Origin of the sequence: Micromonospora sp. URMC 107 (assembly GCF_051386315.1) — a bacterium.
Lineage (GTDB): Bacteria > Actinomycetota > Actinomycetes > Mycobacteriales > Micromonosporaceae > Micromonospora.
This window is the reverse complement of sequence record NZ_JBPQTK010000001.1, coordinates 114,536-129,754: the sequence shown is the minus strand read 5'-3', so window position 1 is coordinate 129,754 and position 15,219 is coordinate 114,536. Positions and strand designations below refer to the sequence as shown.

The window sequence follows — 15,219 nt, the reverse complement described above, 5'->3', positions numbered from 1 at the left end:
CCGATGACGACACACCGCTTCCCGCCCGGCTTCCTCTGGGGCGCGGCGACCTCGGCGTACCAGATCGAGGGCAGCCTCGACACCGACGGGCGGGGCCCCTCGGTGTGGGACACCTTCGCCGCGCGGCCGGGCGCCATCGAGGGCGGCGGCGACGGCTCGCGGGCCTGCGACTCGTACCGGCGGTGGGACCGCGACGTGGAGCTGGTCGCCCGGCTCGGCCTGGGCGCGTACCGGTTCTCGGTCTCCTGGTCCCGGATCCTGCCGCAGGGCCGCGGCCGGATCGAGCCGCGCGGCCTGGACCACTACGAGCGCTTCGTCGACGCGCTGCTCGCCCGCGACGTGACGCCGGTCCTCACGCTCAACCACTGGGACATGCCGCAGGCGCTGATGGCCGACGGCGGCTGGGTGGGCCGCTCCAGCGTGGACGCCTTCGCCGAGTTCGCGGCGGCGGTGGCCGACCGGCTCGGCGACCGGGTGCGCTGGTGGATCACCCAGAACGAGCCGTGGATCATCGCGCTGCTGGGCTACCAGCTCGGCCTGCACGCCCCCGGCGTCCGGGACCTGCGCTCGTCGGTCGCGGCCGGTCACCACGTCCTGCTCGGACACGGCGCGGGCGCCGACGTGATCCACGCCCGCGCGCCGCAGGCGCGGGTCGGCTGCGCGCTGAGCCTGTTCCCGTGCGACCCGGCCAGTGACGACCCGGCCGACCTCGCCGCCGCCCAAGGCTCGGACGGCTACGTGAACCGGTGGTACCTCGGCCCCCTGCTCGGCGACGGCTACCCGGCCGACATGTGGGCGCACTACGAACGGGCCCTGGGCGGCGGCCTGGACGACATCATCCGGCCCGGCGACGCCGCGCTGATCGGCGGGCGCAGCGACTTCCTGGGCGTCAACTACTACACCCGCCGCGTCATGGCCGCGGCGCCGACCGGACCCGGGCGGCCCTTCCCGTGGCGCGTGGTGGGTCCCTCCGGTGACGTGACCCGCACCGACGAGGGCTGGGAGGTGGCCCCGGACAGCCTCCGTGACCTGCTGGTCCGGTTGCACCGCGAGCACCCCGGGGTCCCGCTGATGATCACGGAGAACGGGGCGGTGTACGGCGACACCCCCACCCACGACGGGCTGGTGCACGACCAGCGGCGCATCGACTTCCTGCTCGGCCACCTGCGGGCGGTGGGCCAGGCCGTCGACGCCGGCGCGGAGGTGGTGGGCTACCTGCACTGGTCGCTGCTGGACAACTTCGAGTGGGCGCTCGGCTACCGCCCCCGCTTCGGCCTGGTGCACGTGGACTACCCCACCGGCCGGCTGACCGTGAAGGACTCCGGCCGGGTGTACGCCCGCATCGCCGCCACCGGCCAGCTTCCCGACACCCGCCCCACCGTGCCGCCGTTCGGCTGACATCGAAGGAGAACTCCCATCAAGCTCACCTCTGGGCCCGGCACCCACACCGTCACGGCTGCCGGCTACGTGTTGCAGGTACGCGGCCCGCAGCGGCTCGCCGTCCTGGCCGACGCGGACGGCCGGATCTGGTCCCGGCTGAGCCTGCTGGCCTCGGTGGACCGGGCCGACCTGGCGGACGAGTCGTACGACTTCGACGAGCCGGTGGTCTCCGCCGGGCAGTGCGACGGCGAGGACGTCGTCGAGGTGGAACTGGCCTGCCGTAGCACCGCGTGGACGGCCAAGTCGGTCCGGCTGCGCTGCTTCGCCGACCGGATCGAGACGTCGGTCGGCGTCACCGGCTCCGGCACGCTCGGCGACGTCCGGCTGCTGGGCGGCCGGGCGGTCCTGCCGAGCGGGGCGTGCGGCACCTTCCGCTCCTCGACCGACTTCGCCTCGGTGTTCAACCCCACCCCCACCGAGCCGGTCCAGGTGGTGCGCCCGGCCTCCGCCGGCGCCGCCCTCGGGATCGTCGGCGACGCCTCGGCCGGGCGGCTGCACGCCGTCTTCTCCCCGCCGCCGCTGTTCCTGGCGTTCGGGCGGGAACCCGCCGCGCACGCCACGCACGTCCCCGGCGGTGGCTGGCTCACCGCGGGAGTGCTGGGCCACGTCGCCGACCTGCGCTTCACCGAGCTGAGGTACGTCCCGCTGGACGGCGGCTTCCTGCTGGAACTCGACTACGACGGGCACACCCACGTCGACGGGGCGTTCGAGAGCCCCACCATCGTGCTCCGGCCGGCGGCCGACCCGTGGCAGGGGCTGGCGACGTACCGGGCGGACCTGGTGCAGCGCCGCTTCGCGCCCGCCGCTCCGGTCGTGCCCCGGGCCGGTTGGTGGACCGAGCCGATCTTCTGCGGCTGGGGCGCGCAGTGCGCCGCCGCGCCCATCCCGGGCCAGCCGATGTCGTACCCGTACCACCTGTCGGAACTCGGACCGGCGCTGGTGCCGGACGGCCTGCCGATCGCCTTCGACCTGGCCCGTCAGGACCGGTACGACGGCTGGCTCGGCCGGCTCGCGGAGCACGGCGTCGTCCCGGGCACGGTGGTGATCGACGACCGCTGGCAGTCGGCGTACGGTACCGCCGAGCCGGACCCGGCCCGCTGGCCCGACCTGCGGTCCTGGATCGACCAGCGGCACGCCGCCGGCCAGCGGGTGCTGCTCTGGTGGAAGGCGTGGGACCCGACCGGCCTGCCGGCGGCGGAATGCGTGACCGACCCGGGCGGGCGGCCGGTCGCCGTCGACCCCGGCAGCCCCGCGTACCTCGACCGGCTGGCCGGGATCGTGACCAGGCTGCTCGGCCCGGACGGCCTGGACGCGGACGGCTTCAAGATCGATTTTACCCAGCGCGCCCCGGCCGGCCGGGGGCTGCGGCGACCGGGAGCCCCGGCCGACGCCCCGTGGGGAGTCGCGGCGCTGCACCGGATGCTGGAGACGCTGTACCGGGCGGCGAAGGCGGTCAAGCCGGACGCTCTCGTCGTCACCCACACGCCGCATCCCGGCTTCGGTGACGTCTGCGACATGATCCGCCTGAACGACATCCTCGAACGCGATCCGGCCGGCGGGGCCGTCCCGGCCGTCGACCAGCTCGCCTTCCGGCACGCCGTGGTCGCGGCGACGATGCCCGGCCATCTCGTCGACACCGACCAGTGGCCGATCGCGGACCGGGCGGAGTGGCGCGCGTACGTCGAGGCGCAGCGCCGGCTCGGCGTGCCGGCGCTCTACTACGCCGAACGCATCGACCGATCCGCCGAGGATCTGACCGGGGACGACCTCGCGCTGGTGGCCCGAACCTGGCAGGACTACCGGGCCGGGCAGGAGGCGGCCGGCGGCGCTTCGGCGGCGACCGCGCCCCGACCGGTGGAGGTCGGATGACCACGCCGGCCGAGGTGGTCGTGTACGCCGCCACCTCGGCCGGCGTGTGCGCGGCCGTGGCGGCCGCGGACGCGGGCGCCGACGTCCTGCTCCTCGAACCGGGCCGGCACGTCGGGGGGATGACCTCCGGCGGGCTCGGCTACACGGACGTCGGTGACGTGCGGGTGCTGGGCGGCCCGGCCGCCCGGTTCCGGCGGGAGGTCGCGGAGCACTACGGCGTGCCCGTGGGCCGCTACGCGGGCCCCGAGCCGCGGGTCGCCGAGGCGATCTTCGGACGCTGGCTCGACCACCCGAGGATCCGGCTGGTCACCGACGGCGAGGTCCGCTCGGCGCGGCTGCGGGACGGCCGGATCGTCGAGGTGGCCACCGGCGACGGCCGGACGTTCGCCGGCGGTGTCTTCGTCGACGCGAGCTACGAGGGCGACCTCCTCGCGCTCGCCGGGGTCCCGTACGCCGTGGGTCGGGAGGACCGCACGTCGTACGGGGAGCGCTGGGCGGGACGCCAGGAACTGTTGCCCGGCCGGCACACCATGCCGCCGTTCATCTCGCCGTTCCGGGACGATCCGGCGGGTCACCGCGAGGGCCCCGTGCTGCCACAGCTGCGTACCGGCCCGCTGGCCCCGGTCGGCTCGGGCGACGGCGGCGTCATGGCGTACGGCTACCGGGTCTGCCTCACCACCGACGCCGACCGGATCCCGTTCTCCCGCCGCGACGGCTACGACGAGGCCCACTGGGAACTCGGCCGCCGCCTGTTCCACCACTGGCGCCGCCAGGGTTTCGAGCCGACGGCCGGGGCACTGCTCGGGCTGGAGGCCAACCTGCCGAACGGCAAGTGCGACGGCAACTCGCTCGGGCCGTTCTCGCTCAACGTCCTCGACGGCTCGGCCTGGGAGTATCCCGACGCCGACCCCGTGCGGCGGGAGGAACTGCGGCTGCGCCACCTGCACCACACCCGGGACCTGCTCTGGTTCCTGTCCCACGACCCGGCCGTCCCGGCGGGCGTACGGCGGGAGCTGGGGCGCTGGGGCCTGCCGGCCGACGAGTTCCCCGACACCGGGCACCTGCCGCACCAGCTCTACGTCCGGGAGGCGCGCCGGATGCGCGGTGAGTACGTCCTCACCGAGCACGACCTGCTCGGCGCCCGGCCGCAGCACGACGTCATCGCCCTGGGCTCGTACCACCTGGACGTCCGGGAGGTGCAGCGGACCTGGCGGTGGGTGCCCGAGCATCCCCGACCGGTGGCGATGGTGTTCACCGAGGGCTACCTGTCGGTCCCCGTGCCGCCGTACCCGATCCCGTACCGCGCGCTCGTGCCCCGCTACGCCGACTGCCTGAACCTCCTCGTCCCGGTCTGCGTCTCCGCCTCGCACGTGGCGTTCTCGTCGATCCGGATGGAGGTGCAGTACCAGATGCTGGGGCACGCCGCCGGGTTGGCCGCCGCGCTGGCGCTGCGCGACGGCCGTCCCGTGCAGTCGGTGGACGTCCGGCTGCTACAGCGACACCTCCGGGACGCGGGGCAGATCCTCGGGCTGTGACGTCCCGCCCGGCTGCTCCCCCGCGGCGGACACGGGACGGTTCCGGGCCGCGCAGGCGTCCAGCGCGGCCACGACCAGCGCCCTCCCCTCGGCGGTCATCAGCCACGGCGCCAGGCCGTCCGCTCCCAGGAACACGCCGACCCGCGGCGCGGGTGCGCTGGTCCCGTCCGGCAGTCCGGCACCCCGCGGGTAGCGGAACAGGGCCGGGCGGTTCTCGTCCACGACCAGCGCCACGATCTGCGCGTCCGGCCCGACCTCGGCCACCGTCAGCTTGGCCGGTCCCCGGTAGACCGGGACCACGTCGTCGAGCCCGGCGGCGCCGGGGTCGGCGGGGTCCACGATCCGCACCCGGTCGCGGGCGAGCAGCACCTCGCTGTGCCGGGCGAGCCCGAGCGGGACGAGGCCGTGCCACGCCAGCAGCGGTGCGTCGGCGCGGGCGACCGCCTCGATCGCCGGTCCGTCGGCGCCCCGGGTGACGACGACGAGCGACGCCGCCGCGACCTCGTCGGGGCCCGGCGCGTGATGCCGGCACACCGCGTATCCCCGTTCGCCGAGCAGCGCGGTGAAGGCCTCGTCCCCGGCGGTCCGGCGCTCGCCGGTGACCAGCAGTGCCACCGGCCGGCCGTCGGCGCGAGCGGCCCGGCCGGCGGCGTCCCGCTGCGCCTGTCCGGGCAGCGCCGGCTGCGCCTGGCCGGTGCGGTCCAGTACCTCCCGCACGAACGGCGGAACGACCGAGCGCAGGACGTCGGCGTAGTGGCTCTCGGCCCGCGCCAGGGCCCGCCGGGTCTCCTCGCCCGCGTCGGTGGTCCCGGTGTCCAGCAGGCGGACGGCCGCCAGTCCCGCCGCCGCCATGTCGGCGCCCGCGACGAGCCAGGGGCGCAGGGCCGCCACCAGCGGTTCCGGCTCGGCCGCCGCGCGGCACGCCCGGGCCAACCCGGTGAGGCGCCCGGTCAGCACGTCGGCGGCGCCCGGCCGCCCGGCGAGGGTGTCGCCCACCGCCCGGACCAGCTCGGCGTCCGGTTCAGCGCTCGGCGGCCAGGAGCCGCAGACCCGGATCAGCGGCGCCAGGTGCTCCGCTCCGGCTCCGGCCACCGTGGCCAGCGCACGCCGGGCCGACGTCGCCGGGTCGTAGCCGCCCGGGTCGCGGGCCCAGTCGGCCACCGACATCAACGGAATCCGGGACGGCACGGCCTGGATCATCGGGTTGGTGAGCACCCCGGCCAGCGGCGAGCCGGCCAGCTCGGTGGTACGGCCGGTGAGCGGACCGAGGAAGAGCCGACTCGGCTCGAAGTCGTTGACCGGGAAGTTGTCCCACAGCACCAGGCGGCGCCGGTAGCTGGCCGAGGCCTTGTCGATGTCCGACCGGCTGATCTCGCCCACCACGATGTCGTGCCCGGTCCAGGCCACCGTCACGTCGGGTGGGGCGGTCGCGGCGAACCGCCGGCGGTACGGGGTCTCCTCGACCCCGGCGTAGTCCGTGGGGCAGACCAGCAGCGGCTCCCGGATGCCGCGGGGCGTGAGGAACTCCGCCACGAACCGGGTGCACGTCTCGCCGTGCGCGGCGCCGGCCGCCCCGGCGCCGGGCCAGCGGTCCACCTCCTCGGGCCGGGTCAGTTCGGCCGGTACGTCGTCGAAGAACAGGGCGAACGAGGTCACTCCGGCGTCGTACAACTGGGCGGCCTTCTCGGCGAGCGCCCGGTAGTCCACCTCCTCGGCGAACCGCATCGAGAGGCCGGGGCTGATCGCGTACGTGAAGCGGATGTCCAGCACACGGGCGGCCGCCGCGAGCTCGGCGAGCCGGGCGAGGTCGGGCGCCGGGTAGCGGTGCCGCCAGCGGGCCCGGTGGTAGGGGTCGTTCTTCGGGGCGTAGACGTACGCGTTGAGGCCGATGCGGGCGGAGAACTCCAGGTGCGCCATGCGCTCGGCGTGCGACCAGGGCGGCCCGTAGAAACCCTCGACGGTGCCGCGGGTGGACAGGGCGGGGGGTGGTTGACCAGCCGGAGACGGGATGAGAGCCGACATTCTGGGAACGTTATCAGCAGGCTGTTCCCTTATGAACCAAGCCTTGTCTTGATGCGAAAACTGGTTCTTCCGCGCGGTACATGGGATCGATACCATGCCGCACATGACCGCGTCGCGCGTATCGGAGATTGCGCCCGGCATCTTCCGGGTAAGGGACACCTGCAACGTCTACGTGGTGCGCTCGCCGGAAGGGTCGGCGGGACCGGACGGCGTGACCGGCCCGGGCGGCGCCCCGGCCCCGCGCACCGCCTTCGCCATCGACTTCGGCTCCGGTCTCGCACTCGACCACCTGGCCGAGATGGGGATAGACCGGATCACGGACGTCCTGATGACCCACCATCACCGCGACCAGGGGCAGGGCCTGCCCCGGGCGGTGGCTGCGGGCATCCGGATCCACGTGCCGCCGGTCGAGCGGGACCTGTTCGCCGACGTGGAGGGGATGTGGCAGGCGCGCACCCTCCACAACGACTACAACCTGCGGCAGGACAGGTTCTCGCTGCTCGAGTCGGTACCGGTGCACGACGTGGTGCCCGAGTACCGGCGGCGCGCGTACGCCGGGACCACCGTCGAGGTGCTGCCCACACCCGGCCACACCACCGGATCGGTGACCTATCTCGTCGAGCGCGACGGCCGTCGCCTCGCGTTCACCGGCGACCTGATCTACGCCCCGGGCAAGGTTTGGTCGCTGGCCGCCACGCAGTGGTCGTACACCGACAACGAGGGCCCGGCGATGACGGTGCTGAGCTGCTACCAGCTCATGGAGCGCGACCTCGACCTGCTGCTGCCCTCGCACGGCGAGGCGATGGACGAGCCGCGGGTGGCCCTGGGCCTGCTCGCCACCCGGATGGGCCAGTACGTCGACTCGCGCCGCCCGTACCCCTGGGACCTGCGGGACCGGCTGGACAACCCGTTCACCGCGCTCACCGAACACCTGTTGTTGAACCGGACCAGCAACTCGTGCAGCTACGTCCTGCTGTCGCAGACGGGCGCGGCGCTCGTGATCGACTACGGCTACGACATGACCACGGGCCTGCCGTCGGGCACCGACCGGGCGTCGCGCCGCCCGTGGCTGGCCTCCCTGCCGGCGCTGCGCCGCAACCACGGTGTCACGTCGATCGAGGTGGCCCTGCCGACCCACTACCACGACGACCACGTGGCCGGCATGAACCTGCTGCGGGACGTGGCGGGCACCGAGATCTGGGCGCCGGAGAACGTGGCCGGGATCCTCGAGCAGCCCATGGTCCAGGACCTGCCGTGCACCTGGTACGACCCGATCCCCGTGGACCGGCGGCTGCCGCTGGGCGAGAGCTTCACCTGGCACGAGTACGAGATCATGGTCCACGAACTGCCCGGCCACACCCTGTACGCGGCGGCGTACGAGTTCGTGGTGGACGGAGTGACCGTCCTGGTCACCAGCGACCAGCAGGTCGGCGCGGGAGTGCGGGGCGGCCCCCGCGAGGTCCTGAACTACCAGTACCGCAACCGCTTCCGCATCGGCGACTACCGGGCGAGCGCCGACCTGTACCGCCGGGTCGGCCCGGGGCTGATGGTCTCCGGGCACTGGTCGCCGCGGTGGGTCACCGACGACTACCTGGAGCTGTTGACCGAGGCCGGCGACGAACTCGTCCGGATCCACCGGGACCTGCTGCCGCTGGACGAGTGCGAGGTCGTCGCGGACGGCGTACTCGCCCGAATTGCGCCGTACTACTCGCGGGCGCAGACTGGCACGGTCGCCCGCTTCGTCGTCAGCGTGAGCAACCCACGACCCTCCGTCGAGAAAGCCGTGGTATGTCTTGTGCTGCCGGTAGGCTGGGTCGCTGTGCCGGACGTCGCGACGATCTCGTTGCCCCCGCTCGGGCGTGGGGAGATCGAGGTCGAGGTGACGATGACAGGGCCGGCGCGGCGGCGGGCCCGGATGGCCGCCGATGTGAGCATCGGCGATCTCCACCTGGGTCAGCACGCGGAGGCGCTGGTGGACGTGACAGAAGCTGGGTCGACGTGACGGAAGCTGGACAGGTGGCCGAATGAACAGTGGGCTGACGGTGCCCGACGGGTTCCCTCCGGCACGTCGGCCTACCATCCGGGAGGTCGCCGAGACGGCAGGGGTGTCCCGGTCGACCGCCTCCCGGGCGTTGACCGGTCGCGGGTACGTCGCACCGGCGGTGCGCGACCGGGTCCGGGAGGTCGCCCGCAGCCTCGGCTACGTGCCCGACGCGACCGCCCGGCACCTGCGGCAGCAGGCCAGCCAGTCGATCGGCGTGCTGGTGTCGGACCTGAACAACCCGTTCTACGCAGGGCTGGCGGCCGGCATCAGCCAGCAGGCCCGCAAGCGGCAGTACACGATGATGCTGGCCGACGACGGCGGCTCCCCGGAGGTCGAGGCGGAGGCGGCCGAGGCGTTCGTGGCCCTGCGGGTGGCCGGTGTCATCGTCACCCCGGTATCGGCGCAGATCAGCACCTATCTGGCGCGGCAGCGGATCCCGGTGGTGGAGGTGGACCGCCAGTTCTCGCTGGGCGCCTGCGACGCCGTCATGGTCGACAACAGCAGCGCCGCCCGGCAGGTCACCTCGCAACTACTGGACCTCGGTCACCGGCGCATCGCGATGGTGATCGACGAGATGCACTGGACCACCGGCCGGGACCGGCTCGCCGGCTACCGGGCGGCGTTCGCGGCGGCCGGCGTGCCGTTCGACGACTCGCTGGTGGTCAGCGCCGGCTGGGACGTGGACGCCGCCCGGATCGAGGCACACAAACTGCTCAGCCGGCCAGAGCCGCCGACCGCCGTGTTCGCCGCCAACAACGTCCTGGCCGAGGCCGTGTGGCGGGCCGCGACCGAACTCAACCTGACCATCCCCGACCAGCTCAGCCTGGTGTCGTTCGACGACGTCTCGTGGATGAGCCTGGTCCAGCCCGGGGTGACCGCCGTGGCGCAGGATCCGGTGGCCCTCGGCGAGGCCGCCATCTCCCAACTCTTCGAGCGCATCCAGTCGCCGCTCGCGCCGGTGCGCACCGTGCTGCTCTCGGCCACGGTCACCTCCCGCGGCTCGACGGCCCCGCCCCCCGCCCGCTGACCAGGGCGGCGACGCGTCGGGCCCGACCGCACCGGCACGCCCGCGCCACCGCGACCCGCCCGGCACGCACCCGGGCACCCTCCCTTGACGGCGTCCGGGCTCACTCATAGGCTCTGTCTGGGATCGATCCCATAGACCGCTCGCCCTTCCGACGGCCGCGCCGGCGACCCCGCGGGCATCCCGCCGCACCACCCCCGGGGCCGACCGAAAGGACTCGTATGACCGACCCTGACCCGTTCGCCCTGCCGCCCGCCGGCAGCCCGGTCCCGGTTCTGGCCCTCGACATCGGCGGCACGAAGCTGGCCGTGGGCGTGGTGACGGCCGACGGCTCCAGCCACGGCCTGGTGGTGGAGCCCACCCGCCGGGAGGACGGCTGGCGCGTCGTGACACGACGGCTCTTCGAGATGGGCCGCCGCGCCGTCGAACTCGCCGGCCTCGGCCCCGTCCATGCGGTGGGCATCGCCTGCGGCGGGCCGTTGGACGGGCCGTCCGGCAGGCTGCTGTCCCCACCGCACCTGCCCGGCTGGACCGACGTGCCCATCGGGCCGCTCGCGGCGGACGCCTTCGGGGTGCCGTTCGCGCTGGAGAACGACGCGACCGTCGGCGCCGTCGCGGAGTACCGGTTCGGCGCCGGCCGGGGCACCGCCACCATGCTCTATCTGACCGTCTCGACCGGGGTCGGCGGTGGCGCCATCGTCAACGGCACCCTGCACCGCGGCGCCGCGGGCAACGGCGGAGAGTTCGGGCACCTGACCGTGCACCGGGGCGGTCGGCGATGCGGCTGCGGACGACACGGCTGCGTCGAGGCGTACGCCTCGGGCACGTCGATCGCCCAGCGCGCCCGCGAGGCGCTGGCCGGCGGCGCGGCATCGTCGATGTCGGCGCTGTCCACGTTGACCGCCGCGGACGTCTCGGCGGCGGCCGCCGCCGGTGACCCGCTCGCCGTGCGGGTGTGGGCCGAGACCGTGGACCTGCTCGGCGCGGCGGTCACCGACCTCGTGAACGTGTTCGAACCCGATCTGGTGGTGCTGGGCGGCGGGGTCACCCGGGCCGGGGCCATGCTGATCGATCCGATCCGCGCCCTCGTGGCGCGGGAGGCCATGGCGCCGGCCGCGCGTGCCGCCCGCGTCGCCCTGGCCCAACTCGGCGACCTGGTCTGTGTGGTGGGCGCCGGAACCATCGGCCACGACCTGCTCAACGAGGCCGATCTGGCCGGCGGGCTGGCCCAGGACCCACGAGTGGAGCGAGCCCATGTCTGACTGGTTGGAGACCCAACTGGGCGACCACGTGGCCGTCGCCGAGGCGACCGCCACCCTGGCCGACGACATCCGAGCGGTGGGCAGCCTCGTCTGCGACCGGCTCAGCCGCGGCGGCGTCGTCTACACCCTCGGCAACGGAGGAAGCGCCGCGGACGCGCAGCACCTCGCCGGTGAACTCATCGGCCACTACAAGCGCGACCGCAGGCCACTGCCCGCGGTGACACTGAGCACCGACGCCAGCGTGATGACCTGCATCGCCAACGACTACTCGTACGAGGACGTCTTCTCCCGCCAGGTGCGCGCGCTCGCCCGCCCGGACGACGTGGTCATCGCCTTCACCACCTCAGGGCGGTCCCCCAACGTCGTGGCGGCCCTCGCCGCCGGGCAGGCCAACGGCGCCACGACGGTGCTGTTCGCCGGCGGCGACGGCGGTCCGGCCCGGATCCACGCCGACCACGCCCTGCTCGTGCCCAGCAAGAGCACCCAGCGGATCCAGGAGATGCACACCCTGATGTTGCACGTGATCAGCGAGATGGTCGACGCGTGGGCCGCCGGCGAGGAGCCCACGGCGTGACCGAGCCCGACCACCGCGACGACACCGGCACCCCGCTGCCGGAGCCACCGGCGGGCCCGGCGGCGGAACCGCCCCGGCAGCGGACGGCGGCGCCGGCCCCGGCCGGGCATCCGGCGGCGCCGGTCGCCAACGCTCCCTCCGGCGACCAGCCGCCCGGCCTGTACCCCGCGCACCGCCCGGCGGCGACGCCGCAACGCACCCTGCACATGATCGGGAACGCCCATCTCGATCCGGTCTGGCTGTGGCCGTGGCAGGAGGGCTACCAGGAGGCCCGGGCCACCTTCTGGTCGGCGATCCACCGGATGGAGGAGTATCCGGACTTCGTCTTCACCTGCAACCAGGTGGTGCTGCTGAGCTGGGTGGAGGAGTCCGACCCGGAGCTGTTCGCCCGGATCAGGGAACGGGTCGCCGAGGGCCGCTGGCAGATGGTCGGCGGCTGGTGGGTCGAGCCGGACTGCAACATGCCCTCGGGCGAGTCGTTCGTCCGGCAGGGGCTCTACGGCCAGCGCTATCTCAAGGAGAAGTTCGGGGTCACCGCCACGGTCGGCATGAACGTCGACCCGTTCGGGCACCACGGCATGCTGCCGCAGATCCTGCGCGGCCAGGGCATGCACGCGTACTGCTTCCTGCGGCCCGGCCCGCACGAGTCCAGCCTCACCGGCACCGCCTTCTGGTGGGAGTCGCCCGACGGTTCCCGGGTGCTCGCCTACCGGATCCCGTTCGAGTACTGCAGTCCGCCCGGTGACGTGGCGGGGCAGACCGACAAGTCGCTCGGCGTGCTCGACCACGGCCTGGGCGACATGATGATCTATTTCGGCGTCGGCAACCACGGCGGCGGACCCACCCGGGCCAACATCGAGTCCATCCACCGCTACGACCGGATGGGCTCGTTCGGCCGGATGGTCATCTCCTCGCCGGCCCGCTACTTCGACGAGTTCGCCAAGAACCAGGGCGCCGAGGGGCTGGCGAAGCTCCCGGTGTGGCGGGACGACCTGCAGATGCACGCCCCGGGCTGCTATTCGGCGCATTCCGGGATCAAGCTCTGGCAGCGCCGCGCGCAGGCCGCGATCCTCTCCGCGGAGCGGTGGGCGGTGATCGGCTCGACGCTGTTCGGGCTCGACCACCCGACCGACGAGCTCGGCCGGGCCTGGCGGCAGATCCTGTTCAACCAGTTCCACGACGTGCTGCCCGGCTCCGCCATCGAGAGCGCGTACGACGACGCCCGCGACCAGCTCGGCGAGGCGGTGGCCGTCGCCAAGCGGATCGTCACCCGTACGCACAACGTGATCGCCCGGCACGTCGACATCCCGCTGGCCGAGGGCACCCAGCCCGTCCTGGTCTTCAATCCCCATCCCTGGCCGGTGACGGCGCAGGTGGAACTCCAGTACGGCGCGCAGCCCACCGGGGTGCACGTGGTGGACGCCGACGACCGCGTCACGGTCGCCCAGCGGACCCAGTCGGTGGCCACCACGGACGACAAGGGACGCGGGGCGACGGTGTTCGAGGCGGTGCTGCCGCCGCTGGGCTACCGGCTCTACCGGCTGCGCTCCGGTGCCGCGCCGACGGACGCGCAGGTCGGTGAGCGGCACGCGGGCAGCCTGCGGGCCAGCGACACGGTCCTGGAGAACGACCTGCTCCGGGTGGAGGTCGACCCGGAGACCGGGTGGCTGCGCGGGTTGCTCGACAAGCGGACCGGGGTGGACCTGGTGGCCGACGCCAGGGGCGAGCACACCCAGATCTGCCAGGACCCGACGGACACCTGGGGGCACCGGGTCGTCTCGTACCGGTGGCCGGGGACGCCCATGCGGACCAGCCGGGTCACCCTGCGCGAGGCCGGGCCGCTGCGCGCCCGGCTCCGGGTGGAGCGGGAATGGAACCGCTCCACCCTGGTGGAGGAGTTCATCCTCGGGCACCGCGACGACCACGTCGAGGTCCGGGTGACCCTCGACTGGCGGGAGCGGGCGCACCTGCTCAAGCTCTGCTTCCCGACGGCCGTGAGCGACCCGGTCGCCACCTACGAGATCCCGTTCGGCTCCATCGGGCAGCCGGTCGACGGCGGGGAGAACCCCGCCCAGTCGTGGGTGGACGTCACCGGCACGGTGGGCGGCCGACCCGCCGGGCTCGCGGTGGTCAACAACGCCAAGCACGGGTACGACGTCTCGCCGGGCACTCCCGGCGGGGACACCCCCAGCATCGGCATCACGGCCGTCCGCAGTCCCGTCTACTCCTGGCACGATCCGCGCCAGCTCGATCCGGACGGCTTCTACTCCTACCAGGACCAGGGGATCCAGTCCTTCCGCTACCTGCTCGTGCCGCACGGGGGCGACTGGCGGCAGGCCGGCCTGGCCCGGCGGGCGGCCGAGTTGGGCGCGCCGGTCCGGGCCATGCTGGAGAGCTTCCACCGGGGTCCGTTGCCGGCCGAGCAGAGCTACCTGTCCGACGGCGGTGACCAGGTGATGGTGACGGCGGTGAAGGGCCACGAGGACGGCGGCGGAACCCCGGACCTGATCGTCCGGGCGGTGGAGACCACCGGCCGGCCCGCCCGGGTCCGCATCGACCTGCCGGTGCTCGGGCGGGTCCTCGAGGCCGACTTCGGTCCCAGTCAGCTCCGCACCTTCCGGGTGCCGGTCGACGGGGGCCCCGTGCGGGAGGTCGACCTCATCGAGTGGGACCTCGCCGAGGCGTCGCCCGGGTCGGTCGCGGAGTCGACGATGCCGGCGGCGCCTGGCGGGCGGCGGAGCACCGAGCCCGACCGCGAGTCCTCCGACGCGACGATGCCGGCCGAGCGGCTGGCCCCGAACCAGCGCCGCCGCGAGGTTGGCTGAGCCCGGGCGCGCGGGACCAGGAGGGTGGGGTCGGCCAGTGCCTGCTCGCAGGCGAGCAGCAGCACCCCCACGCTCCACGCGTGCGACAGCGTCAGCAGCATGCCCTTCGGCTGGAAGCAGGCGGTCTGGTAGTACCGCTCGCTCACCATCCCCCGGTACGCGTTGAAGTCGCCGTCGAAGCGCGCGACGAACTGGCGGAAGCAGGCCAGCGCCTCGCGCGCACGCTCGACGTAGTGCGGGTCGCCGCAGGCGGCGGAGAGTTCCGCGAACTCGGCCGTGCAGATCAGCCCGTACGCGTGCAGGTGCTGGTTGGAGGGCGAGGCGTTGTCGGCCCCCCGGGTGGCGAACCGGTAGGTGTGCAGCAGGGTGCCGGCCGGGAACGCGGTGTTGTACGTGTACCGGAAGGTCAGCGTCCAGTCGGCGGCGCGGCGGGCGAGGTCCAGCCAGCGCCGCTCGCCCGTGCGGCGGTACAGCGCCAGGTACGCCATCACGGCGACGTAGCCGTCCTCCGAGGTAAGGGCCAGGTCCACGTCCTCCGGCGCGCCGTGCAGGAACTCGCTCTCCACGAACGGCGCGTAGTACTCCCCGGCCCGGACGGCGGCGGCCAGGTACCCGCCCCCGGCG

9 protein-coding genes are annotated in these 15,219 nt (G+C 73.8%); 8 read left to right on the top strand and 1 reads right to left on the bottom strand.

Going from position 1 to position 15,219, the window contains the following annotated elements:
• Positions 1-3: 3 nt before the first annotated feature.
• The 3 genes from ACSNN9_RS00500 to ACSNN9_RS00490 all read left to right on the top strand — a co-directional run bounded on the left by ACSNN9_RS00500 (position 4) and on the right by ACSNN9_RS00490 (position 4,844).
• Entirely contained in the window at positions 4-1,398 is a 1,395-nt protein-coding gene (locus ACSNN9_RS00500) for a GH1 family beta-glucosidase (protein WP_436670633.1), read from the top strand.
• 69 nt (positions 1,399-1,467) lie between these two features.
• Complete coding sequence (locus tag ACSNN9_RS00495; protein ID WP_436670632.1) at positions 1,468-3,309, top strand: hypothetical protein; 1,842 nt, start codon at positions 1,468-1,470, stop codon at positions 3,307-3,309.
• A complete protein-coding gene (locus ACSNN9_RS00490; RefSeq protein WP_436670631.1) occupies positions 3,306-4,844 on the top strand; it encodes an FAD-dependent oxidoreductase in 1,539 nt (512 codons plus the stop codon). Before ACSNN9_RS00495 ends, ACSNN9_RS00490 begins: the two co-directional genes overlap by 4 nt.
• Here ACSNN9_RS00490 and ACSNN9_RS00485 read toward each other — a convergent pair.
• On the bottom strand, positions 4,800-6,866 hold the full coding sequence (locus tag ACSNN9_RS00485) for a beta-N-acetylglucosaminidase domain-containing protein (RefSeq protein WP_436670630.1): 2,067 nt from the start codon (positions 6,864-6,866) through the stop codon (positions 4,800-4,802). The two genes, ACSNN9_RS00490 and ACSNN9_RS00485, sit on opposite strands and share 45 nt — an antisense overlap.
• 103 nt (positions 6,867-6,969) lie before the next feature.
• Here ACSNN9_RS00485 and ACSNN9_RS00480 point away from each other — a divergent pair, with 103 nt between their 5' ends.
• The 5 genes from ACSNN9_RS00480 to ACSNN9_RS00460 all read left to right on the top strand — a co-directional run bounded on the left by ACSNN9_RS00480 (position 6,970) and on the right by ACSNN9_RS00460 (position 14,595).
• Positions 6,970-8,868: an MBL fold metallo-hydrolase gene (locus ACSNN9_RS00480; protein ID WP_436670629.1), complete on the top strand. Its 1,899-nt coding sequence runs from the start codon at positions 6,970-6,972 to the stop codon at positions 8,866-8,868.
• Between the two features lie 22 nt (positions 8,869-8,890).
• Positions 8,891-9,937 (top strand): LacI family DNA-binding transcriptional regulator, encoded by a 1,047-nt coding sequence (locus ACSNN9_RS00475; protein ID WP_436670628.1) that lies wholly within the window; start codon positions 8,891-8,893, stop codon positions 9,935-9,937.
• Positions 9,938-10,155: 218 nt separating this feature from the next.
• Complete coding sequence (locus ACSNN9_RS00470; protein ID WP_436670627.1) at positions 10,156-11,196, top strand: ROK family protein; 1,041 nt, start codon at positions 10,156-10,158, stop codon at positions 11,194-11,196.
• The gene (locus ACSNN9_RS00465; RefSeq protein ID WP_436670626.1) at positions 11,189-11,770 is read left to right on the top strand and encodes a D-sedoheptulose-7-phosphate isomerase; all 582 of its coding nucleotides are present in this window, start codon (positions 11,189-11,191) and stop codon (positions 11,768-11,770) included. Before ACSNN9_RS00470 ends, ACSNN9_RS00465 begins: the two co-directional genes overlap by 8 nt.
• A complete protein-coding gene (locus tag ACSNN9_RS00460; RefSeq protein ID WP_436670625.1) occupies positions 11,767-14,595 on the top strand; it encodes an alpha-mannosidase in 2,829 nt (942 codons plus the stop codon). The genes ACSNN9_RS00465 and ACSNN9_RS00460 overlap by 4 nt, the downstream gene beginning before the upstream one ends.
• The last annotated feature ends 624 nt before the right edge of the window (positions 14,596-15,219 follow it).